General features: G+C 62.4%; 16 protein-coding genes and 1 tRNA gene. 7 read left to right on the top strand and 10 right to left on the bottom strand.

The genetic code is table 11. The annotated features are described in order from the left end of the window. Positions 1-35: 35 nt before the first annotated feature. The gene (locus AC0L3N_RS20895) at positions 36-1,037 is read right to left on the bottom strand and encodes a KpsF/GutQ family sugar-phosphate isomerase (RefSeq protein ID WP_473549320.1); all 1,002 of its coding nucleotides are present in this window, start codon (positions 1,035-1,037) and stop codon (positions 36-38) included. Positions 1,038-1,189: 152 nt separating this feature from the next. Here AC0L3N_RS20895 and AC0L3N_RS20890 point away from each other — a divergent pair, with 152 nt between their 5' ends. Further along, complete coding sequence (locus tag AC0L3N_RS20890; protein ID WP_473549319.1) at positions 1,190-2,926, top strand: outer membrane beta-barrel protein; 1,737 nt, start codon at positions 1,190-1,192, stop codon at positions 2,924-2,926. A 160-nt stretch (positions 2,927-3,086) separates the two neighbouring features. Here the strand turns inward: AC0L3N_RS20890 and galU are convergent, their stop codons facing one another. Further along, entirely contained in the window at positions 3,087-3,992 is a 906-nt protein-coding gene (gene galU / locus AC0L3N_RS20885; RefSeq protein ID WP_287211435.1) for a UTP--glucose-1-phosphate uridylyltransferase GalU, read from the bottom strand. Positions 3,993-4,205: 213 nt separating this feature from the next. Here galU and AC0L3N_RS20880 point away from each other — a divergent pair, with 213 nt between their 5' ends. Together AC0L3N_RS20880 and AC0L3N_RS20875 are read left to right on the top strand one after the other, a co-directional pair. Continuing rightward, complete coding sequence (locus tag AC0L3N_RS20880; RefSeq protein ID WP_473549318.1) at positions 4,206-5,432, top strand: lytic murein transglycosylase; 1,227 nt, start codon at positions 4,206-4,208, stop codon at positions 5,430-5,432. 125 nt (positions 5,433-5,557) lie between these two features. Then, positions 5,558-6,796, top strand: a complete 1,239-nt coding sequence (locus AC0L3N_RS20875; protein ID WP_473549317.1) for an SGNH/GDSL hydrolase family protein — start codon at positions 5,558-5,560, stop codon at positions 6,794-6,796. Positions 6,797-7,016: 220 nt separating this feature from the next. Here the strand turns inward: AC0L3N_RS20875 and AC0L3N_RS20870 are convergent, their stop codons facing one another. Continuing rightward, on the bottom strand, positions 7,017-8,471 hold the full coding sequence (locus tag AC0L3N_RS20870) for a glutamate synthase subunit beta (protein ID WP_473549316.1): 1,455 nt from the start codon (positions 8,469-8,471) through the stop codon (positions 7,017-7,019). A 144-nt stretch (positions 8,472-8,615) separates the two neighbouring features. Continuing rightward, a complete protein-coding gene (gltB, locus tag AC0L3N_RS20865) occupies positions 8,616-13,352 on the bottom strand; it encodes a glutamate synthase large subunit (protein ID WP_473549390.1) in 4,737 nt (1,578 codons plus the stop codon). 471 nt (positions 13,353-13,823) lie between these two features. Between gltB and AC0L3N_RS20860 the strand changes: the two genes are divergently transcribed. Next, positions 13,824-14,876: a threonine aldolase family protein gene (locus AC0L3N_RS20860; protein WP_473549315.1), complete on the top strand. Its 1,053-nt coding sequence runs from the start codon at positions 13,824-13,826 to the stop codon at positions 14,874-14,876. Positions 14,877-15,054: 178 nt separating this feature from the next. Here the strand turns inward: AC0L3N_RS20860 and AC0L3N_RS20855 are convergent, their stop codons facing one another. Beyond that, positions 15,055-15,522 (bottom strand): Hsp20 family protein, encoded by a 468-nt coding sequence (locus tag AC0L3N_RS20855; protein ID WP_473549314.1) that lies wholly within the window; start codon positions 15,520-15,522, stop codon positions 15,055-15,057. Positions 15,523-16,064: 542 nt separating this feature from the next. Here AC0L3N_RS20855 and AC0L3N_RS20850 point away from each other — a divergent pair. After that, on the top strand, positions 16,065-17,039 hold the full coding sequence (locus AC0L3N_RS20850) for an alpha/beta fold hydrolase (protein WP_473549313.1): 975 nt from the start codon (positions 16,065-16,067) through the stop codon (positions 17,037-17,039). Between the two features lie 96 nt (positions 17,040-17,135). Here AC0L3N_RS20850 and AC0L3N_RS20845 read toward each other — a convergent pair whose 3' ends face one another. From AC0L3N_RS20845 to AC0L3N_RS20835, 3 genes are all read right to left on the bottom strand, one after another. Continuing rightward, a complete protein-coding gene (locus tag AC0L3N_RS20845) occupies positions 17,136-17,495 on the bottom strand; it encodes a DUF1579 domain-containing protein (RefSeq protein WP_473549312.1) in 360 nt (119 codons plus the stop codon). Positions 17,496-17,766: 271 nt separating this feature from the next. Continuing rightward, positions 17,767-18,540, bottom strand: coding sequence for a histidinol-phosphatase (gene hisN, locus AC0L3N_RS20840; RefSeq protein ID WP_473549311.1), 774 nt, complete (start codon positions 18,538-18,540; stop codon positions 17,767-17,769). 374 nt (positions 18,541-18,914) lie between these two features. After that, positions 18,915-19,871, bottom strand: coding sequence for an N-formylglutamate amidohydrolase (locus tag AC0L3N_RS20835; RefSeq protein ID WP_473549310.1), 957 nt, complete (start codon positions 19,869-19,871; stop codon positions 18,915-18,917). A 147-nt stretch (positions 19,872-20,018) separates the two neighbouring features. Here AC0L3N_RS20835 and cpdR point away from each other — a divergent pair, with 147 nt between their 5' ends. Together cpdR and AC0L3N_RS20825 are read left to right on the top strand one after the other, a co-directional pair. Continuing rightward, positions 20,019-20,381, top strand: coding sequence for a cell cycle two-component system response regulator CpdR (gene cpdR / locus AC0L3N_RS20830; RefSeq protein WP_006199474.1), 363 nt, complete (start codon positions 20,019-20,021; stop codon positions 20,379-20,381). A gap of 115 nt (positions 20,382-20,496) precedes the next feature. Beyond that, positions 20,497-20,571: transfer RNA gene (locus AC0L3N_RS20825), tRNA-Val, on the top strand. Positions 20,572-20,894: 323 nt separating this feature from the next. Here the strand turns inward: AC0L3N_RS20825 and fcl are convergent. Together fcl and AC0L3N_RS20815 are read right to left on the bottom strand one after the other, a co-directional pair. Beyond that, positions 20,895-21,857: a GDP-L-fucose synthase gene (gene fcl / locus AC0L3N_RS20820; protein WP_473549309.1), complete on the bottom strand. Its 963-nt coding sequence runs from the start codon at positions 21,855-21,857 to the stop codon at positions 20,895-20,897. Positions 21,858-21,999: 142 nt separating this feature from the next. Next, positions 22,000-23,154 (bottom strand): dihydrodipicolinate synthase family protein, encoded by a 1,155-nt coding sequence (locus AC0L3N_RS20815; protein WP_473549308.1) that lies wholly within the window; start codon positions 23,152-23,154, stop codon positions 22,000-22,002. Positions 23,155-23,165 lie beyond the last annotated feature (11 nt).

Raw genomic sequence — 23,165 nt, 5'->3', positions numbered from 1 at the left:
AGATGGCCGCCAGAGTAGAGTTTCCAAACGGGCTCTCAGGCCGCGCCGATGCGCAGCAGATCGTGCAGATGGACAAGTCCGACCGGCCGTCCGCCCTCGACAACCATCAGGCTGGAGATGGCCGAATTGTTGATCGTCTGCAGCGCCGTCGCAACCAGCGTATCCGGTCCGGCCGTCTTCGGCTCCTTGGTCATGACCTGATCGACGCTCATCGCCAAAAGGTTGCTGCCGATGTGGCGCCTGATGTCGCCGTCGGTGATAATGCCGATCAGCGCACCATCCGCAGCGGTTATCGCCACGCAGCCGAACCCCTTGCGCGACAATTCGAGGATCGCTTCGTGCATTCCGGTGCCGGAAGGCACCAGCGGCAGCCTGTCGCCGACATGCATGATGTCGCGGATCTGCGTCAGATTGGCGCCAAGTTGCCCGCCGGGATGGAAGGTGCGGAAATGATCCGGCGTGAAGCCGCGCGCTTCGAGCAACGCGATGGCCAGCGCATCGCCGATCACCAGTTGCAGCAGCGTCGATGTCGTCGGCGCCAGGCCATGCGGGCAGGCTTCCGGCGCACGCGGCAGCAAAAGCACCACATCGGCCGCGCGCGCCAGCGCCGATCGCTCTCCGGCGGTGACCGCGATCAGCGGAATCGAGAAGCGCCTGGAATAGGCGATGATGCCCTTGAGTTCCCGGCTCTCGCCCGACCACGACATGGCGATGATGGCATCGTCCCTGGCGATCATGCCGAGGTCGCCGTGATTGGCTTCGGCAGGATGGACGAAGAAAGCCGGCGTGCCGGTCGAGGCGAGCGTCGCGGCGATCTTTGAGCCGATATGGCCGCTCTTGCCGACGCCGGTGACGATGACGCGGCCCTCGATCTGCGACACCATGTCGACGGCGCGCGCGAACGGTTCGGTCAATCCGTTTTCGAGCGCGGCCGCCAGCGCCGCGACACCGGCCTGCTCGGTCGCTACCGTTCTGAGCGCCGAGGCGATCGAAGCTTGCCCGTCGAACCGCTTCTTGTCTTGGGATCCCGCATGCATGGCTGATGCGATTAGCGCTTTGCTGCGCGCCTGTCCAACGGAATTGCCATCCAGCGGGGCTTTAAACCAACGCCGCCTCAACCCTCCATTAACCATCCCTATTTACGGTTCGGTAAGTATGGCGCGCGGGCGCCGCGCAAGCAGTGGTGGCAATGTCCGGGGCCCAGCATGAAAAGAAAGGAAGGCGAAACGGCAAGGCGGTCTACGCCTTGCTGTTGGCGACCAGCGTCTTCGCCTTGCTGCGGCCTGCGCAGCCCTATGCCCAGGTAGCCGAGCTGCGCGGCGAGGTTTCGGAATCAGCGATTCTGGACGACCAGCAGCGCGAAACCAGGCAATTGAGCATGGCCAGCGCCCAGGATCAGACGGCACGGGCCGACGCAGCCATCCAGGGCAATACACCGGCGCCGACCTATCAGCCGGCCAGCCCGGGCGCCGTGCAGGACGACGACACGGCACCCGCGACCGGCAGCATTTTTGATCCGCTGGAAGCCACCGACGATGCGTTTGCGGACACGCCCGCTCCAATCCCGCCGCGCCGGCCATCGAGCGCAACGCAACGCGCGGACGATCAAGACTTGGCCGCCGAGGCCGCCGCAGCGACTGCAGCCACGACGGATGACACGGACACCGGCGAAACTGACCAGGACGCCACCAATCCCCGTGCCGTGACCATTGATTCCGCCGACAGGCAGCAGCTCGATCCGGGCGCCGAGCGCGCCGAAGCTATCGAAGGTCAGGACGAGAGTGCCGAGGACGACCCGTTCGCCGCCACCGGCATCAAACTCGGCTCCTTCGTGATCAGGCCGACGCTCGAGCAAGGCCTGACGGCGTCGTCGAATGCCGATTCAAGCACCGAAGGCAAACCGGCCCTGCTGTCCGAAACGGCGCTGCGCTTCAATGCCATCTCCGACTGGCGGGAGAATTCGGCTGTCATCGACGGCTATGGCATCTTTCTCAAGACCATATCGGGCGACGAGGTTCAGGAGGCACGGGGCCGTGTCGACGGCACGCTCAATGTCGACCTCGACAACGATCTGCGCGCTATCGCCAGCCTTGGTTACGAGGCGGCGCCGGAATCGGCTTCGTCGCCGGTCGTCATCGAAGGCACCGTCGAGCAGCCGGTGCGCCAGAGCATTAACGGCAGCCTCGCGGTCGAGAAGGATGCCGGCAAGATGCGCTTCGCCCTGACCGGCGCAGTCGAACACGACATCTACGGCGACGCCAAGCTTTCGACGGGCGGAACGCTGTCGCAGAAAGACCGTGACTCGACGCTCTATACCGCCACCTTGCGCACCGGCTACGAGATTTCCCCCGCTATCACCCCCTTCACCGAAGTCGAAATCGGCCGCCGGGTCTATGATTTGCGCGTCGACACCAATGGTTTCGAACGATCCTCGACGGGGCTTGGGGTTCGGGCCGGCGCCGAGCTCGACCTCGGCGAGAAGCTTGCCGGCGAATTCTCGGCCGGCTGGCTGCGGGAGGCGATCGACGACGACCGGCTGCCGGCAATTTCGGGTGCCACGGTGAACGCCGACCTCAGATGGTCGCCGGAACGCGGCACCACGATCGGCCTCATCGGACAAACGACCGTCGAGGGCACGACAACCCCCGACGAAAGCGGCGACATCCTTTACTCCGGCCTCCTGACGGGCGAGCGGGAAATCCGTGCCAACCTGATCGGGAACGCAGCTCTCGGCGTGGGCTGGCGCGACTACGTCGGGTCCGACGGCCATGATCTGATACTGAGCGCCGAGGCCGGACTGACATGGTGGCTGAACCGGTATGCCGGACTGACCACCCGCGCCAGAACTGAAAAACAGACCAGCAACCTGGAGGGCCGCGACTACACCGCCCACAGCATCTTCGTCGGGGTGAAGCTGCAGCCGTAAGGCAGCCGTTAAAGGTCTGGGGTATCTCGAGTTTTCGGGTCAGGCGGTGGCGAGAACGGTGGCTTCGATCACCTGAACGCAGCCTACATCGAGGTATGCGAGGGCCGGAAGCGCAGGAAAACCGCCGTTCCCCGGCCGGCTGACTATCGATATACCTAAATTAGAACGCCGCGCCCCGTTGCTCTGACGGTTTCATCTCGTCGAGAAGCTTGCGGATAACGCCCGCCATGCGGCCGTTTATGTCGCTGCGCCACAGCGCGAAGGCGACGTTGGCCTCGACAAAGCCTTCCGGCGATCCGCAATCGAAGGTGCGCCCTTGGTAGTGGCAGCCATAGAAGGGCTGTTGCTTCTCCAGCTTCAGCATCGCATCGGTGAGCTGGATCTCGTTGCCGGCGCCCTTCTCCTGGCCCTCGAGAATCCCAAATATCTCCGGCTGCAGGATGTAGCGCCCGTTGATGTATAGGTTGGAGGGCGCCGTGCCGGCCTTCGGCTTCTCCACCATGCCGGTGATGCGGAAACCGTGATGCGTATCCTCGCCACGGCCGACTATGCCATATTTATGGGCCTCGGCGGGGTCGCATTCCTGAACCGCGACGATGTTGTTGCCGGTCTCGGCATAAAGCTCGACCATCTCCTTCATGCAGCTTTTTTCCGACTGCATGATCATGTCAGGCAAAAGCAGCGCGAAGGGCTCGTCGCCGACCAGCTCGCGGGCGCACCAGACGGCATGGCCGAGGCCAAGCGGTACCTGCTGGCGCGTGAAGCTGGTCTGTCCCGGCGAGGGTTGCAGCCGCTGCAGGCGGGCGAGCTCGTCGTCCTTGCCGCGCTGGGCGAGCGTGTCATAGAGTTCGAACTGGACGTCGAAATGGTCCTCGATGACCGCCTTGTTGCGGCCGGTCACGAAGATGAAATGCTCGATGCCGGCTTCGCGTGCCTCGTCGACCACATATTGGATGACTGGCCTGTCGACGACCGTCAGCATTTCCTTGGGTATGGCCTTGGTGGCCGGGAGAAAACGCGTGCCGAGACCGGCGACCGGGAAAACTGCCTTGCGAACTCTCTTCATGCTGTCAATTATCCGCTTCTAAGCCTGTTCGGCAATCCCGCCTCGAGACATTTTCGTGCCGGAATCTAGGATTATGGAACGGCTGGTCAGAAAAAAATTTGTAGTCCGTAAAGCACCAACCCGCCTTTTCGTTCCCAACGGCACCTATGGTAAACTAAATGCTAACCGGGTTCGGCGATGAATGATCTTCCTGTGATGAAGAAGGAGGAAAAGATGTCCGTTCGCAACGCCGCAACGCGCTTCACAAGCTTCGTTGCGGCCGCCAGCCTGTCGCTTGCCTTGCTGTTGCCCACCGGATCGGCTTTTGCCGACGCCGGTTTCCGGCAATGGGTGGCGAGTTTCCGCGCCACCGCGGTGCGGAGCGGCGTTTCCGGCGCCGTTTACGACCGCGCATTCGAGGGCATCAGCGATGCCGACCCGGTCGTGCTGGAAAAAGCGCGTTATCAACCCGAATTCACCGCCCCCGCCTGGGACTATTTCGACAACCGCGTCCACGACCAGTCGGTCGCTGTTGGCCAGCAGATGGCCAGGAAGTGGAAGCCGTGGCTGGACAGGATCGAGGCAAAATACGGCGTCGACCGTCATATCCTGCTGGCCATCTGGTCGATGGAATCGAACTACGGCGAAATCCTAAAGCGCGACGATGTCATGCGCAATGTCGTGCGTTCGCTGGCAACGCTTGGCTATGCCGATTCGAGACGATCGAAATTTGCCCGCACCCAGTTGATCGCGGCGCTGAAAATCCTGCAAAGGGGCGACATCGATAAAAGCCACCTCAGCGGCTCATGGGCCGGCGCCATGGGCCATACCCAATTCATTCCCACCAGCTATCAGGCCTATGCGGTCGATATGGACGGCGACGGCAAGCGCGACATCTGGAATTCGATTCCCGATGCATTGGCAACGGCCGCCAATCTGCTCAGGAAGAACGGCTGGCAGGCCGGCAAGACCTGGGGCTATGAAGTCAGCCTTCCCGACGGAAAGAAGTTCCCGGCCGGATCGAAGTCACTGTCGCAATGGCAAGCGCTGGGTGTCACGCGTGTCAACGGCAAGCCGTTCAAGAATAGTGCGGAGAAGGCCACGCTGAAGGTGCCAGGCGGCCGCGGCGGCCCGGCTTTCCTGATGATCAAGAATTTTTCGGTCATCAAGCGCTACAACAATGCCGACAAATACGCGGTTGCCGTTGGCCTTCTTGCCGACGGAATCGCCGGCTATGGTGGGCTTGTACAGGACTGGAAACGGCCTTTCACGAAGCTCTCCTTCGAGGAGAGGCAAGAGCTTCAGCAGCGGCTTTCCCAGTACGGCTACTATGACGGCAAGTTCGACGGCAAGATCGGCGAGGGATCGAAAGCCGCCATCATGGCCTTCCAGGCGAAGGCTGGCTTGACCCAGGACGGACATCCGAGCATGGAAGTGCTCAAATGGCTCAGGCAGAACTAGCCTCGCATAGGCAGACCTGGAGCATCGGACCCAAACCGGTTTCGGGGAAATCCGATGCTCAAAAAAGATAGAGCGGCGGCACAATTGTATTAGAGTCCGGCGCTCTTAAGGGATGGAGACGGTAATTGGTTTCGGCTGCGCGTATCCGTGTGATCCTTCGTCGCGTGCCGATCCTGATTCTGGCTATTGCCGTTCTGGCCGTCAGCACTGCCGCCGTCTTTCACACGCCGGCCGTGGCGCAGGAAGAACAAAGGCGTGGCTGGTCGCTGCGCGACTTGTTGTTTCTGCGCCGAAGCGAGCGGGTGGAACCGCCGCGACTGATTCAGCCGCGACAGATTCAGAGGATCGGGCCACGGAAGCCAAAAGCCAGAAAGGCCCGTGCGGCGCCGCGCCGGCCGGCTGAGCCGGCAGCCCCCATCGTCGAGAAGGCGCCGGATGCCCGCACCGTTCTGGTGGTCGGCGATTTCATGGCGAGCGGCCTCGCCGAAGGTCTCGACACCGCCTTTGCCGAAAACACCAAGGTCAGGATCGTCGTCCGCAGCAACGGTTCGTCGGGTTTCGTGCGTGACGATTTCTACAACTGGCCCGAACAGATCAAGGCGCTGATCGAGACCGAAAAGCCGGCGGCCGTGATCGTCATGCTGGGCTCCAACGATCGGCAGCAAATGCGCGTGAACGGTGAACGCGAACAGCCGCGGTCCGAAGCCTGGACCAAGGAATACGAACGCCGCACCGAAGCGTTCGGCAAGGCCATTGCGTCGGCCAAAGTGCCGTTTCTGTGGGTCGGCATGCCGGCCTTCAAGGCGCCGAAGATGACCTCCGACATGCTGGCTTTCAATGACATCTACCGCTCGACGGCCGAAAGTCACGGCGGCGAATTCGTCGACATCTGGGACGGTTTCGTCGACGAGGACGGCGCCTTTGTCACCAGCGGACCTGATATCAACGGCCAGCCGGCGCGCCTGCGCACCGACGACGGCATCTATGTGTCGAAAGCCGGCAAACGCAAGCTCGCCTTCTATGCCGAAAAACCCTTGATGAAGATCCTTGGAATGACCGCGCCCACGGGCACACCGGCAGCTTACGCGCCAACGGGCGCTCCCGTCGAGGCGCCGGCACCGGCACCCATGGCCGTCGATCGCACCGTGCCGATGCTGCTCAACGATCCGGCGCTCGATGGCGGTTCTGAACTTCTCGGCGCCGCATCGCCGGCGAAGGCGGACAGGCCCGGCGAAAAACTCGTCGTCGAGGGCAAGGCATCAGCTGCTTCGCCCGGCCGCGCCGACGATTTTTCCTGGCCGCCCAAGGGACAGCCTGCGGCGGCGGCCGCTGGAAGCGACACGACGACGGCAATCAATCCTTGATACAGGCTCTGAGACCGTTTCGAAACTCGCTCCGCTCCTGTGAGTCATATGAGGGTGTTTTCGAGAACCGGAGCGGAGCGTACATTTGAGTACGTGAGCACCGGCCTACGCCGGCCGTAGCTTTGACTGCCACGACCGCTCACAAGTGCTTCGGCCGGCGAAGGCCGGAAGCGCAGAAAACGCCCTCAGATGGCCGCGGGAGTAGAGTTTCCAAACGGTCTCAGCGCGGCAGCACGCTCGATCCCATCAGCGCCTCGTCGATCGAACGAGCCGCCTGCCGGCCCTCGCGGATCGCCCAGACGACCAGCGATTGACCGCGGCGCACATCGCCCGCCGCATAGAGCTTTTCGACGCTGGTCTTGTAGTCGCGGTCATTGGCCTCGACGTTGTTCGAGCGGCGGCTGTCGATAGCGATCTTCATCTGGCCAGCCAGCTCCGACACCGGTCCGACGGTAGCCGGCCCGGCAAAGCCGATGGCGATGAAGGCGAGATCCGCGCGGATGACGAATTCCGTGCCGACGATCGGCTTGCGCTTTTCATCGACCTCGCAGCATTTGACGCCGGTCAACGCGCCGTCCTCGCCGATGAATTCGAGCGTCGCCACCTGGAACTCGCGCTCGGCGCCTTCGGCCTGCGAGGACGAGGTGCGCATCTTCGTCGCCCAGTAAGGCCAGACCGAGAGCTTGTCTTCCCTTTCCGGCGGCTGCGGCCGGATGTCGAGCTGGGTGACGCGCACGGCGCCCTGACGGAAGGCGGTGCCGACGCAGTCGGAGGCGGTGTCGCCGCCGCCGACGACGACGACATGCTGGCCGCCGGCGACGATCGGCGGCGAGGGCCACGCCACCGACTGGATCGGCTCACCGCCGATGCGCTTGTTCTGCTGCACCAGATAGGGCATCGCGTCATGCACGCCGTCGAGATCGTCACCGGGAATGTTGGCCGGGCGCGGCGTTTCCGAACCGCCGCAATAGAGCACAGCATCGTATTCGGCGAGCAGCTGCGCCACCGATCTGTCGACGCCGACATTGACGCCGCAATGGAAGCTCACGCCCTCGCCTTGCATCTGCTCGATGCGCCGGTCGATATAGTGCTTCTCGATCTTGAAGTCGGGGATGCCGTAGCGCATCAGCCCGCCCGGCCGGCTCTCGCGCTCAAAGACGTGGACGTCGTGGCCGGCGCGGCCAAGCTGCTGGGCGGCGGCCATGCCGGCCGGCCCCGAGCCAATGACGGCGACGCGCTTGCCGGTCTTCTTTTCCGGCGGGTAGGGCCGGATATGACCGGTTTCATAGGCCTTGTCGGCTATCGCCTGCTCGATCGTCTTGATGGCGACCGGAATGTCCTCGAGGTTCAGCGTGCAGGCTTCCTCGCAAGGTGCCGGACAGATGCGGCCGGTGAATTCCGGGAAATTGTTGGTCGAGTGCAGGTTGCGGATCGCATTGTCCCAGTCGCCATTGTAGACGAGGTCGTTCCAGTCCGGGATCTGGTTGTGGACCGGGCAGCCGGTCGGCCCGTGGCAGTACGGAATGCCGCAATCCATACAGCGCGCGGCCTGTTTCTCGACCTCCTTATCCGACATCGGCAGCGTGAACTCGCGAAAATGCCGGATGCGGTCGGAAGCCGGCTGATACTTGTGCACCTGCCGGTCGATCTCGAGAAACCCTGTTACCTTGCCCATAGTCCAGTCCCTGCTGTCCAGATGGCGCGCTCGACGACGCACCCGTTAACCTCATAAGGCAGCCATGGCAACCTTCAGTCCGAGGCCAGGATTGTTGATTAAGGCGTCGCCCGGGAAGCCTGGCTTCCCGGCAACTCCCAAAGCCTATTCCGCCGCCACGCCCATGCGCATGCGTTCCATTTCGATCAGCGCGCGGCGGTATTCGACCGGCATGATCTTCCGGAATTTCGGCCGGAAAGTCGCCCAGTTGTCGAGGATCTCGCGGCCTCGCACCGAACCCGTGTAATGGACGTGGTTCGAGATCAGCTGATAGAGCCGCTCCTCGTCATGGCTGGTCATGTCGCCGGACACGTCGACGCGGCCTTTGTGGTCGAGATCGCCGCCATGATGGAGCAGTTTCTCCATCAGGTCGTCTTCTTCGGGAACGGGTTCAAGTTCGACCATCGCCATGTTGCAGCGCTCGGCGAAATCACCTTCCTCGTCGAGCACATAGGCGACACCGCCCGACATGCCGGCGGCGAAGTTGCGGCCGGTCTGGCCGATGACGACGACAATGCCGCCGGTCATGTACTCGCAGCCATGGTCGCCAACGCCTTCGACGACGGCGGCCACGCCTGAATTGCGAACCGCAAAACGCTCACCTGCAACGCCGCAGAAATAGGCCTCGCCTTCGGTTGCGCCGTAGAGCACGGTGTTGCCGACGATGATCGACTCCGCTGCAACGATCTTCGTGTTCTCCGGCGGGCGGATGACGATGCGTCCACCCGACAGGCCCTTGCCGACATAGTCATTGGCCGCACCGACCAGCTCGAACGAAACCCCCCGCGCCAGGAAGGCGCCAAAGGACTGGCCGGCGGTGCCGGTGAGCTTCACCGAGATCGTGTCCTCACGCAGGCCCTTGTGCTTGAAGCGCTTTGCCACTTCGCCGGACAGCATGGCGCCGGTGGAACGGTCGACATTGCGGATCGGCAGCTCGATGCTGACCGGCTGCCTGGCTTCTAGTGCCGGCTTGGCGAGCTCGATCAGCCTGCGGTCGAGCACGTCGTCGATCGGATGCTTCTGCCGCTCGGTCCAGTGCACCGCCTCGTGTGGGGCATCCGGCTTGAAGAACATCTTGCTGAAATCGAGCCCGCGCGCCTTCCAGTGCTGGATCAGCGCCCGCTTCTCCAAGAGTTCGGTGTCGCCGATGATCTGGTCGAGATGGGTGTAGCCCATCTCGGCGAGCAGCGCCCGCACCTCTTCCGCCACATAGAAGAAGAAGTTGATGACGTGTTCCGGCGTGCCCTTGAAACGCTTGCGCAACACCGGATCCTGCGTCGCGACGCCGACCGGGCAGGTGTTGAGATGGCACTTGCGCATCATGATGCAGCCGGCCGCGATCAGTGGCGCGGTCGAGAAGCCGAATTCGTCGGCGCCAAGCAATGCACCGATGACGACGTCTCGACCGGTGCGCAGGCCGCCATCGACCTGCAGCGCGACGCGCGACCTGAGGCCGTTGAGCACCAGCGTCTGGTGCGTCTCGGCAAGGCCCATTTCCCACGGGCTGCCAGCGTGCTTGAGCGAGGTCAGCGGCGATGCGCCGGTGCCGCCGTCATAGCCGGAAATGGTGATGTGATCGGCGCGCGCCTTGGCGACACCGGCCGCAACCGTGCCGACACCGACTTCGGACACCAGCTTGACCGACACATCCGCCGCCGGATTAACGTTCTTAAGGTCGTAGATGAGCTGCGCCAGATCCTCGATCGAATAGATGTCGTGGTGCGGCGGCGGCGAGATCAGGCCGACGCCGGGCGTCGAATGCCTGACCTTGGCAATGGTGGCATCGACCTTGTGGCCGGGCAGCTGACCGCCCTCGCCGGGCTTTGCGCCTTGCGCGACCTTGATCTGCATCACATCGGAATTCACCAGATATTCCGCCGTCACGCCGAACCGCCCGGAAGCGACCTGCTTGATCGCCGACCGCTCGGGGTTCTTGCCGCCGCCCGGCAGCGGCAGGTAGCGGTCGGCCTCTTCGCCGCCCTCGCCGGTGTTCGACTTGCCGCCGATCGTGTTCATGGCGCGCGCCAGCGTGGTGTGCGCTTCCCTGGAAATCGAGCCGAAGGACATCGCACCGGTCGAGAACCGCTTGACGATATCGGCCGCCGACATAACCTCGTCGAGCGCGACCTTCTTGCGGCCGGTTTCTTCGGCGAACCTGATCTTGAACAGGCCGCGAATGCTCTGCGCCCGCGCCGCCTCGCTATCGATCTGAGCGGAATAGTCCTTGAACGTCTCCCACGACCCTTGGCGCACGGCATGCTGTAGGGTGGCCACGGCATCCGGTGACCAGATATGCGCTTCGCCGCGCATGCGGAACATGTATTCGCCGCCGACCTCGAGGCTGTTGCGCAGCACCGGGTCGTTGCCGAAGCCGTCGGCGTGGCGGCTGACCGTCTCGGCCGCGATCTCCTCCAGCCCGACGCCTTCGATCAGCGTCGCGGTGCCGGTGAAATACTTCTGCACGAAATCGGTCTTCAGCCCGATCGCGTCGAAGATCTGCGCGCCGCAATAGGACTGGTAGGTCGAGATGCCCATCTTCGACATCACCTTGAGAATGCCCTTGCCGATCGACTTGATGTAGCGGGAGACGACCTCATAGGCGTCGACCTCGGCCGGCAGCTCGCCGCGCTTGTGCATGTCGAGCAGCGTGTCGAAGGCCAGGTAAGGATTGATCGCCTCGGCGCCGTAGCCGGCAAGGCAGCAGAAATGATGCACCTCACGCGGCTCGCCGGACTCGACGACGAGCCCCACCGACGTGCGCAATCCCTTGCGGATCAGATGATGGTGGACCGCCGCCGTCGCCAGAAGTGCCGGAATGGCGATGCGGTCCGGCCCGAGCTGACGATCGGACAGGATGATGATGTTGTAGCCGCCGGCGACCGCCGCTTCAGCGCGCTCGCACAGCCGGTCGATGGCGCCCTGCATGCCGGCCGCACCTTCGTTCGAAGCATAGGTGATGTCGATCGTCTTGGTGTCGAAACGGTCCTCGGTATGACCGATGGAGCGGATCTTCTCCAGATCGCCATTGGTCAGGATCGGCTGGCGCACTTCGAGCCGCTTGCGACGCGAATTGCCGACGAGGTCGAAGATGTTGGGCCTCGGCCCGATGAAGGACACCAGGCTCATCACCAGTTCCTCGCGGATCGGGTCGATCGGCGGATTGGTGACCTGGGCGAAGTTCTGCTTGAAATAGGTGTAGAGCAGCTTCGATCTGTCCGACATCGCCGAAATCGGCGTGTCGGTGCCCATCGAGCCGACCGCTTCCTGGCCGGTGGTTGCCATCGGCGACATCAACAGCTTGGTGTCTTCCTGGGTGTAGCCGAACGCCTGCTGGCGATCGAGCAGGCTGACGTCCCTGCGCAGCGCGCGCGGCTCGACCGGCTTCAGGTCTTCAAGGATGAGTTGGGTGTTGGCGAGCCAGCTCTTGTAGGGATGCCTGGTCGCGATCTCCGACTTGATCTCCTCATCGGAAACGATGCGGCCCTTCTCCAGGTCGATCAACAGCATGCGGCCGGGCTGCAGCCGCCACTTCTTGACGATCCTTTCCTCCGGCACCGGCAGCACGCCGGCTTCCGAAGCCATGATGACGCGATCGTCGTCGGTGACGATGTAGCGCGCCGGGCGCAGCCCGTTGCGGTCGAGCGTTGCGCCGATCTGGCGGCCGTCGGTAAAAGCTACTGCGGCCGGTCCGTCCCACGGCTCCATCAGGGCGGCGTGGTATTCGTAAAAGGCCTTGCGATCCTGATCCATCAACTTGTTGCCGGCCCAGGCTTCCGGGATCAGCATCATCATCGCATGGGCGAGCGAGTAGCCGCCCTGCGTCAGGAATTCGAGCGCATTGTCGAAACAGGCGGTGTCCGACTGCCCCTCATAGGAGATCGGCCACAGCTTGGAGATGTCGTTGCCGAACAGTTCGGAATCGACCGAGGCCTGCCGCGCCGCCATCCAGTTGACGTTGCCGCGCAGCGTGTTGATCTCGCCATTGTGGGCGACCATGCGATAGGGATGCGCCAGCTTCCACGACGGGAAGGTGTTGGTCGAGAAACGCTGGTGGACGAGGATCAGCGCCGTCTCGAAACGCGGATCGGTCAGATCCTTGTAATAGGCGCCGACCTGATAGGCCAGGAACATGCCCTTGTAGACGATGGTCCGCGATGACATCGACACGACGTAGAAGCCATTATCGACGCCCTTGGTCTCTTCATGGATACGACCGGAAATGACCTTGCGCAGGATGTAGAGCCGCCGCTCGTAATCATCGTCGCTCTCGATCTCGGCGCCACGACCCAAAAACACCTGCCGCTGGACCGGTTCGGAAGCAGCGATATCAGGCGCCTTTGACAGCAATGAATTGTCGACCGGCACATCGCGAAAGCCGAGCAGCGGCTGGTCTTCAAGCTGCGCCACCTCGGCGATGATGCCTTCGATATGCGCCTGAAGCTGAGGATCGCGCGGCATGAACACATGGCCGACGGCGTAATGGCCGGGCTTGGGCAGTTCGACGCCCTGGCTGGCCATCTCCTCGCGGAAGAAGCGGTCGGGAAGCTGCACCAGCACGCCGGCGCCGTCGCCCATCAGCGGATCGGCGCCAACGGCGCCGCGATGCGTCAGGTTTTCGAGCACCGCAAGGCCGTCCTTGACGATCTGATGCGACTTCACGCCCTTCATGTTGACGATGAAGCCGACGCCGCAGGCATCGTGCTCGTTGCGGGGGTCGTAAAGGCCTTGGGCTGCGAAGCCGGTATGGGTGCGCCCAATCTTGGTCAGCGACGGATTTTTGACAGCTGGCGCTTTCGTCTGCGCGGCCGGGCCGTTCGTCGCAGATGGCGTCATTTCCGTCATCATCCTGTCCTCCATTCCCAGCCCTAAGGGCGCTGGTTTCCGTTGGGAAGCGCATGAGCTTCCCTCTCATCCTTACGGCACGTCTTGCGAAATCCTTGCCAAACCAGGCGGCCTGGTTCGCATCCGGCAATCGTACAGGCCAGAGCCGGGCTGTCTACCTGTCGCTCGCGGCAACGGCCGGAGAGACCCAATGATACGCCAATCCAGCCTGTTTTTGTGCGACAAAATAAGACAGCACTACTGTCCTAAATTTTTATGACAGAAATTGCGGATGCGCACAAGACCGATTCACAACAATCTTAGGCATTTAGAGACAGAAAATTACGCGCGACCGTACCAAAACGCAAGCTTCGGTCGTCCGCCTGTGTCCCGGCCTCTCGCTGGCTTTACCGCTTTTCCGCCGCTTGGCACTTGCGAGCGGCATGCGAAAGCGGCCAAGGTTGCATCGATTTTCCCAGCACAGGCAAACGCATGAATTTCGCTTCCGACAATTGGGCAGGCGCCCATCCCGACATCTCAGCCAATTTATCCCGGCATGCCGCAGGTGCTGCCACTGCTTACGGCGACAGCGACCTGGACCGCGCCATCTATCGGCGCTTCAGCGAAATTTTCGAACGCGAGGTTGCAGTGTTCTTCGTCGCAACCGGTACGGCGGCCAACGCCCTCTCCATGAGCGCGTGCAACCGAATTGGCGGCGTCGCCTTCTGCCATTCCGAAGCGCATATGACCGTCGATGAATTCGGCGCGGCGGGCTTCTACACCGGAGGGGCGCGCATGTCGCCGGTGCCGGGTCCATTGGGGCGCATCAATCCGCAGGCGCTCGACCGGGCCATCATGCGCTATTCCCAAGACCTGGCTCCCGCCGGCCAACCGATGGCGGTCACGATCACGCAGGCGACGGAAGTTGGCACCGTCTACACCGTCGCCGAGATCACAGCCATCTCCGAAGTGAGCCACCGTCATGGGTTGCCTCTGCATATGGACGGCGCGCGCTTCGCCAACGCGATTGCCGCGATAGACACCACTGTGGCGGAAATGACCTGGAAGAGCGGCATCGACATCGTCTCCTTTGGCGGCACCAAGAACGGCTGCTGGATGGCCGACGCAGTCGTGGTTCTTAATCCAGACCTGGGGCATGATTTGCGCCTGTTGCGCCAGCGCGCCGCCCAGAACTTTTCCAAGTCGCGCTTCATCTCGGCCCAGTTCGAAGCCTATTTCGCCAACAATCTGTGGCTGGAAACCGCGCGACACGCCAACGCCATGTCGGCTCGGCTGGCGGCAGCAATTGAGGATTCTGCTTCGGCCCGGCTCGCCTGGCTTCCCCAGGCCAATGAAGTCTTCGCAATCCTCAGCCGCAACAATGCCGAACGGTTGCAGGCCGGCGGCGCCAAATTCTACGATTGGGGGGTGCCGCATGGCCTTGACGGCCATATCGGCGAGGACGAGGCGCTATACCGTTTCGTCACCAGCTTTGCGACCACGACCGAAGAGGTCGACCGCTTTGGCCAGCTAATTGCTGGATAGCGGCACCTTATCCACCAAAAAAGGGCGGCGCCGGGCGCCGCCCTTCGTGCCTTAATGCATGTCGCGCAAAAGTGCGCAGCGGTTTTGCGATAACGACATGCATAAAAACAAGAACTTAAAGCGCGTCGCATGATTCCGCTCAGCCGCGACGCGCTTTAAGTCGTCCTTGTGACGCAGCTTACGCGGCGGTATTGGCCTCGATCTGCTTGGCCTTCGCCGAAGACGCGGTGATCGCGATCTTGCGGGGCTTCAGCTCCTCGGGAATATTGCGCTTGAGGTCGACGAAGAGCAGGCCGTTCTTCAGCGAGGCGCCGACGACTTCAACATGGTCGGCAAGCTGGAAGCGGCGCTCGAAGGCGCGTGACGCGATACCGCGATAGAGCAGTTCGGAGCCTTCGCCATTACCCTCTTCCTTGCGCTCACCCTTGACGGTCAGCACGTTGCGGTGAGCTTCGATCGAGAGCTCGTCGTCCGAGAAGCCGGCGACCGCCATCGAGATGCGATAGGAATCCTCGCCGGTGCGCTCGATGTTGTAGGGCGGATAGGTCTGCGCGCCTTCGGGCTGCGCAAGCGAATCGAGCATTGTGAACAGCCGGTCGAAACCGACGGTCGAACGATAGAGCGGGGAAAAATCAACGTGACGCATAGTGTGTTCTCCTGTTGAGCAACAAAGTTTGCGTATGGCCGGTGCGAAACCCGTGACGGCGTTCCGAATAGGCCAGCGGCCCCGACATTGGCGGCCGCAACAGACATTTGGGGAACACCTGAAAGCATTTCAAGATTTCTCGATGAACGGCAGATGAACCGCGGCTTCGGCGGGCGTTCAGCTAAGCGGAGCTAGACTGCTTCCAGGATCAAGGAACAGGCGGCGGTTACGGCGTCGCGCGTCCTCTCGGACACGCAAAGGACGCTGTAACACTTTGATTGCGCATGATTCACAGCGAAAATCGGGTCCGATTTTCGGGGTCACGCGCGAGATGCCGCAACGGGGCCGACCGGGTGTAACGTCCCTTCCTCCCGGATCGACGGGGGGCCGGAAGCATGCCGCAAGCTGCTTTCGGCCTCACTCGCCGGCTGCCTCGTTCAGCCTTTCCAACGCGTCCGGAATTCCTTTGCTTTTGCTGCATGGGCGTCTATGCCTACCAAAGCTTGCGCCATGCAGGCAGCGACACACAAACGCAGCGCCAAATGACGGACCTCCTCAACAAAGTTCCCCTCTTCCGCGAAATTCCGGGCAATCCGCTACCGGAAAATGCGGCCGGTGGTTTCTTTACGACGCGCGATGGCAAGAAGATCCGCTACGGCCTCTTTCCCGCCGTTGCCCGCCCGATGAAGGGCACCGTGGTCGTCTTGACCGGCCGCAACGAGTGCATCGAAAAATATTTCGAGACCATCCGCAACCTTGCCGATCGCGGCTTCGGCGTCGCCACCCTCGACTGGCGCGGCCAGGGCGGTTCCGACCGGCTGATCAGCGACCGCGAGCGCGGCTATGTCCGGAGCTTCTTCGACTATACCGGCGACCTGGAACAGTTCTTCGAGGAGATCGTGCTGCCCGACTGCCGGGGGCCATATTACATATTGGCCCATTCGGCTGGGGCGGTGATTACGCTGCTTGCCGCACCGTCGATGGTGAACCGCGTACGGCGCATGGTGCTGATCGCGCCATTCCTGGCCGTCCCCGACCTGCCGGTCTCGACAACCACCGTTCGCCGCCTGTGCTCGCTGTTCTGTCTGCTGGGCCTTGGCAAGCTTTATGCCGCCTGGGGTCCGCGGCCCAGAAGAATCATTCCGTTTGGCGCCAACATGGTGACATCAGATCCAGAGCGGTACCGACGCAACACGCTGATCTACGAAACCTACCCGCAACTGGCGCTCGGCGGCCCGACGATACGCTGGCTGAAAGCGGCGGCGCAGGCCTCCGAGGCCATCAGCGATCCCGACTTCATGGCCAGGATCCAGGTACCCTTGCTGGTGATCGCCGCCGGTGCCGACCAGGTCGTCTCGACCAAGGCGGTGGAAACCTACACCAGACGTCTGCGCCTCGGTTCGCTGCTGGTGATCGATGGTGCACGCCATGAAATATTGCAGGAAGCCGACTTCTATCGCGAGCAGTTCTTTGCCGCCTTCGATGCCTTCATCCCGGGAAGCGACGACACCGCCTGATTGAGTGCCGCACTCCCTCCGGACGCTCCAAGAGCGCTCCAAGTCATTGAAGTCCATGCCTCGGCTTGAAAATGCCTGCCAACCTCGATCGTCGGCCTATCCCTGCCGGGCGAAATCCATGATCCAGTTGGTCTCCCAGGTCTTGCCGCCATCCGGTGAAAAAGCCTGCTCCCAGCGCGCCGATTTTTCAGTGATCCGCGACCAGAGGAAGCGAACCTGGATATTGCGTCCGTCGAAGACGTCGTCGCACAGGAACGTGCCGACGCCTGCTTCGAAGGTGCCGCGCATCGGAACATCGATGGTTGCCGGGTTGCGGCCGTCGATCCACCAGATCGACCATTGTCTCGTCGCCGGATCGAACGTCCGCAGCGTGGCGGCGCGATAGGCCTCGCCGGGCAATTCAATCACATTGTCGTCGACATTGCCGAGGCCGCCAAGGATCGGCGCACGTCGCATGTCCCGCCAAACACGTCCCAGTTCGTGTCGCCTTGCAGCCGCTTCTGCAACCTTCGATGGCTGACGTTCCAGCGTCCGAAGAAGAGATCGAAATCGGCCCGGCTGTCTGCTGGAGCATTTTCGGAACGGCTGGCTGTTGACTGCGTCGACATGAATACCTCCCCGTGGCATGATCTCCATAGCAGAGAGCTGCTGACATCTTCCTGTCAGGAGCGTGGGCTACATCGCCGGTGGGCACCTTGGTCCCGCAATCGCCAGCTGCCCAGCCGGTTCAGCCACGCAGCGCCGCCATCGCGGCGGCATGAAGCTCCGGCGTTGCCGCAGCCAGGATGTCGCCGCCCCTTTCCGCCGGTCCGCCTTCGAAGGTGGTGACGACGCCGCCGGCCTTCTCGATGATCGGGATCAGCGCGACGATATCGTAGGGCTTTAAACCGGGGTCGGCGACGATGTCGACGCTTCCCGCCGCGACCATGGCGAAGGCATAGCAGTCGGTGCCGTAGCGGGCGAGCTGGACCTGCTGCTCGAACAGGTCGTAGCGCAGGCGCGCGTCTCCCCTGAACAGTGCCGGCGTGGTGGTGAACAGCGTCGCCTCGGCGAGGCTTGCCGTCTTGCGTGTCGTCAGCCTTCGCGGTCCGCCCGGGCCTTCATAATGGGCACCGGACGCGTTGGCATAGAAAAGCTCGCCGGTGAAGGGCTGCGACATCATGCCGGCAACGGCATCGCCGTCGACTGTCAGCCCGACCAATGTTCCCCACACCGGCAGGCCGGAAATGAAGGCGCGCGTGCCGTCGATCGGATCGATCACCCAGACGTGCCTGCTGGAAATGTTCTCGCTGCCATGCTCCTCGCCAAGGATGCCGTGATCGGGATATTCCGCTGATATAAGCGCCCGGATGACCCGCTCGGCCTCGCGGTCGGCCTCGGTGACCGGGTCGAAGCTGCCTTGCTCCTTGTTGGCGACCGCGCCCTGGCTGCGGAAGCGCGGCAAGGTTTCGGCCGCGGCGGCATGCGCAATGCGCCGCATGAAATCGATGCTGATATCCAACTGAGTCTCCCCGCGTTGCAGCCTGCTGGAACCGTCGTTTGCCTGTGGTTTTCCGCCAAAGCAAGGGCGTGCGGAACTTTTGCGCATCGTCAACTGTTGCTCGAATGCAACGCTGGCGCCCTCGAATTCAGTTTCCACATCACCGTGAATTAAAAACTCCGGTCGACGGCTTGACATTTGTGCATCGCACAATAGATTTGTTCTCGGACAGGCTTTCCTGTCCATGCCCTCCTTGGGCGTTTCCTCCCTAGACTTCGACCGTGTCGTGCAAACGATGCGGTCTTTTTTTCGGCGTGGCATCCAGCGGATTGCGCTTCCCCGACCCGCACGTCGACGCCTTTATCTGGCGCAAGGTCTCGTTTCGATTTTCGGCATCATTCGGCGGCAAGCGGCAGATCGATAAAATGGTGGTCGGGCATCGCCATCAGATCGGCCGAGAATTGTGCCAGATCGTCGGCGAGTGCATCGAAGCCGGCGGATTTCTGGAACGTCCGCTCGTTCATGTAAAGCCCGCGATTGACCTCGATCTGCAGTGCATGGAGATGGCGCACGGGGCGGCCATAGTGCTCGGTGATGAAGCCTCCGGCGTAAGGCTTGTTATAGGCGACGGTGTAGCCCATGCCGATCAGCAGGCCGATCGCCGTCTCGGTCAACGCTGCCGAGGCGGAGATGCCGAAACGGTCGCCGACGATGAAGTCGGGCCTGACACCGCTGTCGCCGACCCTGATGCTCGCCGGCATCGAGTGGCAATCGATCAGCACGGCAAAGCCGAACCGCGCATGGGTCCTGGTCAAAAGCCGTTTCAGCGTCTCGTGATAAGGCTTGTAGACAGCCTCGATACGCGCGACGGCTTCCGCCAGTGGCAAGCGGCCGGCATAGATTTCGAGCCCCTCTCCCACCAGCTTGGGCACGGTGCCAAGCCCGCCGGCCACGCGTGCCGAGCGGATGTTGCAGAAGGACGGCACGGGTTCGGCGAACATCCGCGGATCGAGTTCCCACGGCTCCCGGTTGACGTCGAGATAGGCGCGCGGGAAGTTTGCCGCCAGCATCGGCGCGCCGAGCGCGACGGCGCCGCCGAACAATTCGTCGACGTAGCAATCCTCGGAGCGGCGGATGGCGTTTCGATCCAGCCTTGCCATCGCCAGGAACCGGTCCGGATAGTGACGGCCGCTATGCGGCGAGTTGAAGAGGAAGGGGACGCGCTGTTCGGCGCCCGACCGGATTTCGAAGGGAGGAACGACCGAAAAATCCTCGGCTGCCGTTTTCAATTTGAACGAATCCGGAAACACCAATGCATCATGGTTGGAAAGGTGCCACCTCGCCGGCCGCATGTCCAGCGTTTCGGGGTCCGGGCCGCTTTGTTAAAGGCCGATCGGGCCTTTATCGTTCACTTGATGTTTACCCTCACCTCCTCATATACAGGATGGTTAACGGGCTGCCCCACGGCAGACTCGGACGGGTGATTCGGACGGGAAAAGATGGCACGCATTCTACTGGCGGAAGACGACGATGACATGCGCCGGTTCCTCGTCAAGGCGCTGGAGCGTGCCGGCTACCAAGTCAGCGACTTCGACAATGGCGCCAGCGCCTATGAGCGGCTGCGCGAAGAGCCTTTCTCGCTGCTCTTGACCGATATCGTCATGCCGGAGATGGACGGCATAGAACTCGCCCGCCGCGCCACCGAGATCGATCCCGACCTCAAGGTCATGTTCATCACCGGCTTCGCCGCGGTTGCGCTCAATCCGGATTCCAAGGCGCCGAAAGACGCCAAGGTGCTGTCGAAGCCGTTCCATCTGCGCGACCTCGTCAACGAGGTCGAAAAGATGCTGCAGGCAGCCTGATCCGATTCCGGCACGGCTTCAGCGCGCCTTCGACGGCGTGGCAAGGCGAACCTTTCTTTCCCTTTTCCTGCTATTGACGCGCCGTAGCAAAAATGGTGTATGCGCGGCTTCGGATGGGCGTGTAGCTCAGCGGGAGAGCACTGCATTGACATTGCAGGGGTCACAGGTTCAATCCCTGTCACGCCCACCATCCAGACAATCCGCCGTATCCCGCAGATATCCTCGCTCAAGGGCGCTTCCGGGCTGGACCGCGTGAATGCCGCATTTTCGAGAATGCCAAAATCGGACGCCTTGATTTTCTCGCCCAGCCAATGCTTCTCAATAAAGTCGGCAGAGAATATCTTTTCGACTACATCGACGACATGAATCATGAAATTTGGGTGAGGGCATCGCTCCTCTAGGTCAATCCGAAACGGTATCCAAGCGTGTCGGCGAGCGACTTTGCATTGGCCATGGCCAAGAGACGGCCGCCCAAGCCGTCATGTCTGGTGCGGCAATCAGCGTCGTTGAGGATCAGGCCGCGCCGAGGCGGAGGTCACCTGTCTCGATATGCTGGAGAAACCAGGCATAGGTCTGTTCCAATCCGCTCTGAAGCGAGTACCGCGGGCGCCAGCCCGTGGCAAACAGGCGCGACACGTCCATCAGCTTGCGCGGCGTGCCGTCCGGCTTCGTCGCATCGAATGTGAGCACCGCGTCGGCGCCGACGACGGAGAGCATGGTGCGGGCCAGCTCGGCAATGGTGATGTCTTCGCCCGAGCCGACATTGACGTGGCTGTCGCCGGCATAGTTTTTCAGTAGCCAGACCAGAGCGTCGGCGGCGTCGTCGACATGCAGGAACTCGCGCATCGGCGTGCCCGATCCCCAGACCTCCAGGGTTTTGTCGCCGGCCCGCTTGGCCTTGTGCGCCTTGCGCATAAGGGCTGGTACGACATGGCTGGTGGAGAGGTCGAAATTGTCGCCGGGGCCATAGAGGTTGGTCGGCATCGCCGAGATGTACTCGACACCGTATTGGCGCCGATAGGCCTGGCACAGTTTCAGCCCAGCGATCTTGGCGATCGCGTACCATTCGTTGGTCGGTTCGAGCGGACCGGTCAGCAAGGCGTCCTCGGAGATCGGCTGTGCCGCAAACTTCGGATAGATGCAGGACGAACCGAGAAACAGCAATTTCTGCACCTCGTTGCGAAAAGCGCTCTCGATGACATTGGTCTGCATGATGAGATTGTCCTGCAGAAAATCGACCGGCAACCTGTTGTTTGCCAGGATACCGCCGACCTTGGCCGCCGCCATCACCACCGCATCCGGCCTGTGGTCTGCCATCCAGCGCCGCACGTCGGCCTGGTCCATCAGGTCGAGTTCATCGCGGGATGCGGTCAGGACCTCGCAGTCCTCGTCCGCCAGCCTGCGCAATATGGCCGATCCGACCATGCCGCGATGCCCGGCCACGAAAACGCGCTTGCCCTGAAGGTCGAAATCCATTGGCGTATCCCTATGCAGAACGGTCGCTATGACCACTGGCGTCGCCGCGCCAGATGGTCCTGCGTCGGACGCATAGCGCATACAGATTTGCCCGGACAAGGCAAATCGGAGATTTCGGGCGAGCTCTTCTTGTGGTTGGCGCTCAAACGCCCGCCACGGCGCACAGGTTCTTCATTCTTGCGACGGCAAGCTCCGGGTCGGCCAGCAATCCGGCCTGGTCGGCAAGACGGAACACATCCGCATAGTGGCTAATGCCACGCGCCGACTGCATGCCGCCGACCATCGATAAATGGTCCTGGTGGCCGTTCAGCCACGCCATAAAGACGATACCGGCCTTGTAGTACTCGGTCGGCGCCTCGAAGATCTTTCGCGACAAAGGCACTGTCGGCGCCATCAGCGCGTCATAGCCGGCGCGGTCGCCGTCGGCCAGCCTCGCCAGCGCGGCATTGGCGACCGGCGCAATGGCGTCGAAAATCCCGAGCAGCGCATGCGAATGTCTTTCGCCGTCGCCGGCGATCAGCTCGGGGTAGTTAAAGTCGTCGCCGGTGAACATGACGACCCCTTCCGGCAGCCGGTTGCGCAGGGCAACTTCTTTGCCGGCATCGAGCAGCGATATCTTGATCCCCTCGACCTTGCCGGCGTGGCGTTCGATGATGGCGACGACCGTGTCGAGCGCGGTGTCGAAATCATGGCTGCCCCAATAACCCTTCAGCGCCGGATCGAACATGTCGCCCAGCCAGTGCAGGATGACCTTGCCGGATGCCTGGGACAGGATGCGATCATAGACGCTTATATAGTCGTCGGGACCCTTGGCGACAGCCGCCAGCGCGCGGCTGGCCATCATGATCGCCGTGCCGCCCAGGCCTTCGATGAAATCGAACTGCTCTTCATAGGCCGCGATGACATCGTCGAGTGTCCTGACGGCGCCTGGCGCCAGATGGTCTGTTCCGGCACCTGAGGCGAGCTCGGCGCCCCCGACGGTTCGCGCCTCGGCGATCGAGCGGCGGATCAATTCCCTGGCGTTTGTCCAGTCGAAACCCATGCCACGCTGTGCAGTATCCATCGCCTCGGCGATGCGGAAGCCGAGCCGCCACAGATGATGGCGAAACGCCATCGTGCGCTCCCAGTCGACCGCTGGATGAGCCCATGGATCGGTCATCTCAAGGGGATCGGCAACGACATGGGCGGCGGCATAGGCAATGCGCGAAAACCGCGCGCCGATCACCGGCTGTGCCGGCTGGCCGACAAGGCGGTAGCGAGTGCTGCGACCGCCCTCCCCGGGCAAGGCAATGTCCATCGATCTCTCCC

Source organism: Mesorhizobium sp. WSM4807 (assembly GCF_055811615.1).
This window is presented reverse-complemented; position numbering and strand designations above follow the sequence as displayed.

Coding starts and splice junctions, on each gene's coding strand:
- AC0L3N_RS20880 (WP_473549318.1), top strand. CDS start 4,206: ATGTCCGTTCGCAACGCCGCAACGCGCTTCACAAGCTTCGTTGCGGCC.
- AC0L3N_RS20845 (WP_473549312.1), bottom strand. CDS start 17,495: ATGCGACGTGCGCCGATCCTTGGCGGCCTCGGCAATGTCGACGACAAT.
- AC0L3N_RS20815 (WP_473549308.1), bottom strand. CDS start 23,154: ATGGACATTGCCTTGCCCGGGGAGGGCGGTCGCAGCACTCGCTACCGC.
- AC0L3N_RS20835 (WP_473549310.1), bottom strand. CDS start 19,871: ATGCGGCCGGCGAGGTGGCACCTTTCCAACCATGATGCATTGGTGTTT.
- gltB (WP_473549390.1), bottom strand. CDS start 13,352: ATGACGGAAATGACGCCATCTGCGACGAACGGCCCGGCCGCGCAGACG.
- cpdR (WP_006199474.1), top strand. CDS start 20,019: ATGGCACGCATTCTACTGGCGGAAGACGACGATGACATGCGCCGGTTC.
- AC0L3N_RS20895 (WP_473549320.1), bottom strand. CDS start 1,037: ATGCATGCGGGATCCCAAGACAAGAAGCGGTTCGACGGGCAAGCTTCG.
- galU (WP_287211435.1), bottom strand. CDS start 3,992: ATGAAGAGAGTTCGCAAGGCAGTTTTCCCGGTCGCCGGTCTCGGCACG.
- fcl (WP_473549309.1), bottom strand. CDS start 21,857: ATGGATTTCGACCTTCAGGGCAAGCGCGTTTTCGTGGCCGGGCATCGC.
- AC0L3N_RS20870 (WP_473549316.1), bottom strand. CDS start 8,471: ATGGGCAAGGTAACAGGGTTTCTCGAGATCGACCGGCAGGTGCACAAG.
- AC0L3N_RS20855 (WP_473549314.1), bottom strand. CDS start 15,522: ATGCGTCACGTTGATTTTTCCCCGCTCTATCGTTCGACCGTCGGTTTC.
- AC0L3N_RS20890 (WP_473549319.1), top strand. CDS start 1,190: ATGTCCGGGGCCCAGCATGAAAAGAAAGGAAGGCGAAACGGCAAGGCG.
- AC0L3N_RS20860 (WP_473549315.1), top strand. CDS start 13,824: ATGAATTTCGCTTCCGACAATTGGGCAGGCGCCCATCCCGACATCTCA.
- AC0L3N_RS20850 (WP_473549313.1), top strand. CDS start 16,065: ATGACGGACCTCCTCAACAAAGTTCCCCTCTTCCGCGAAATTCCGGGC.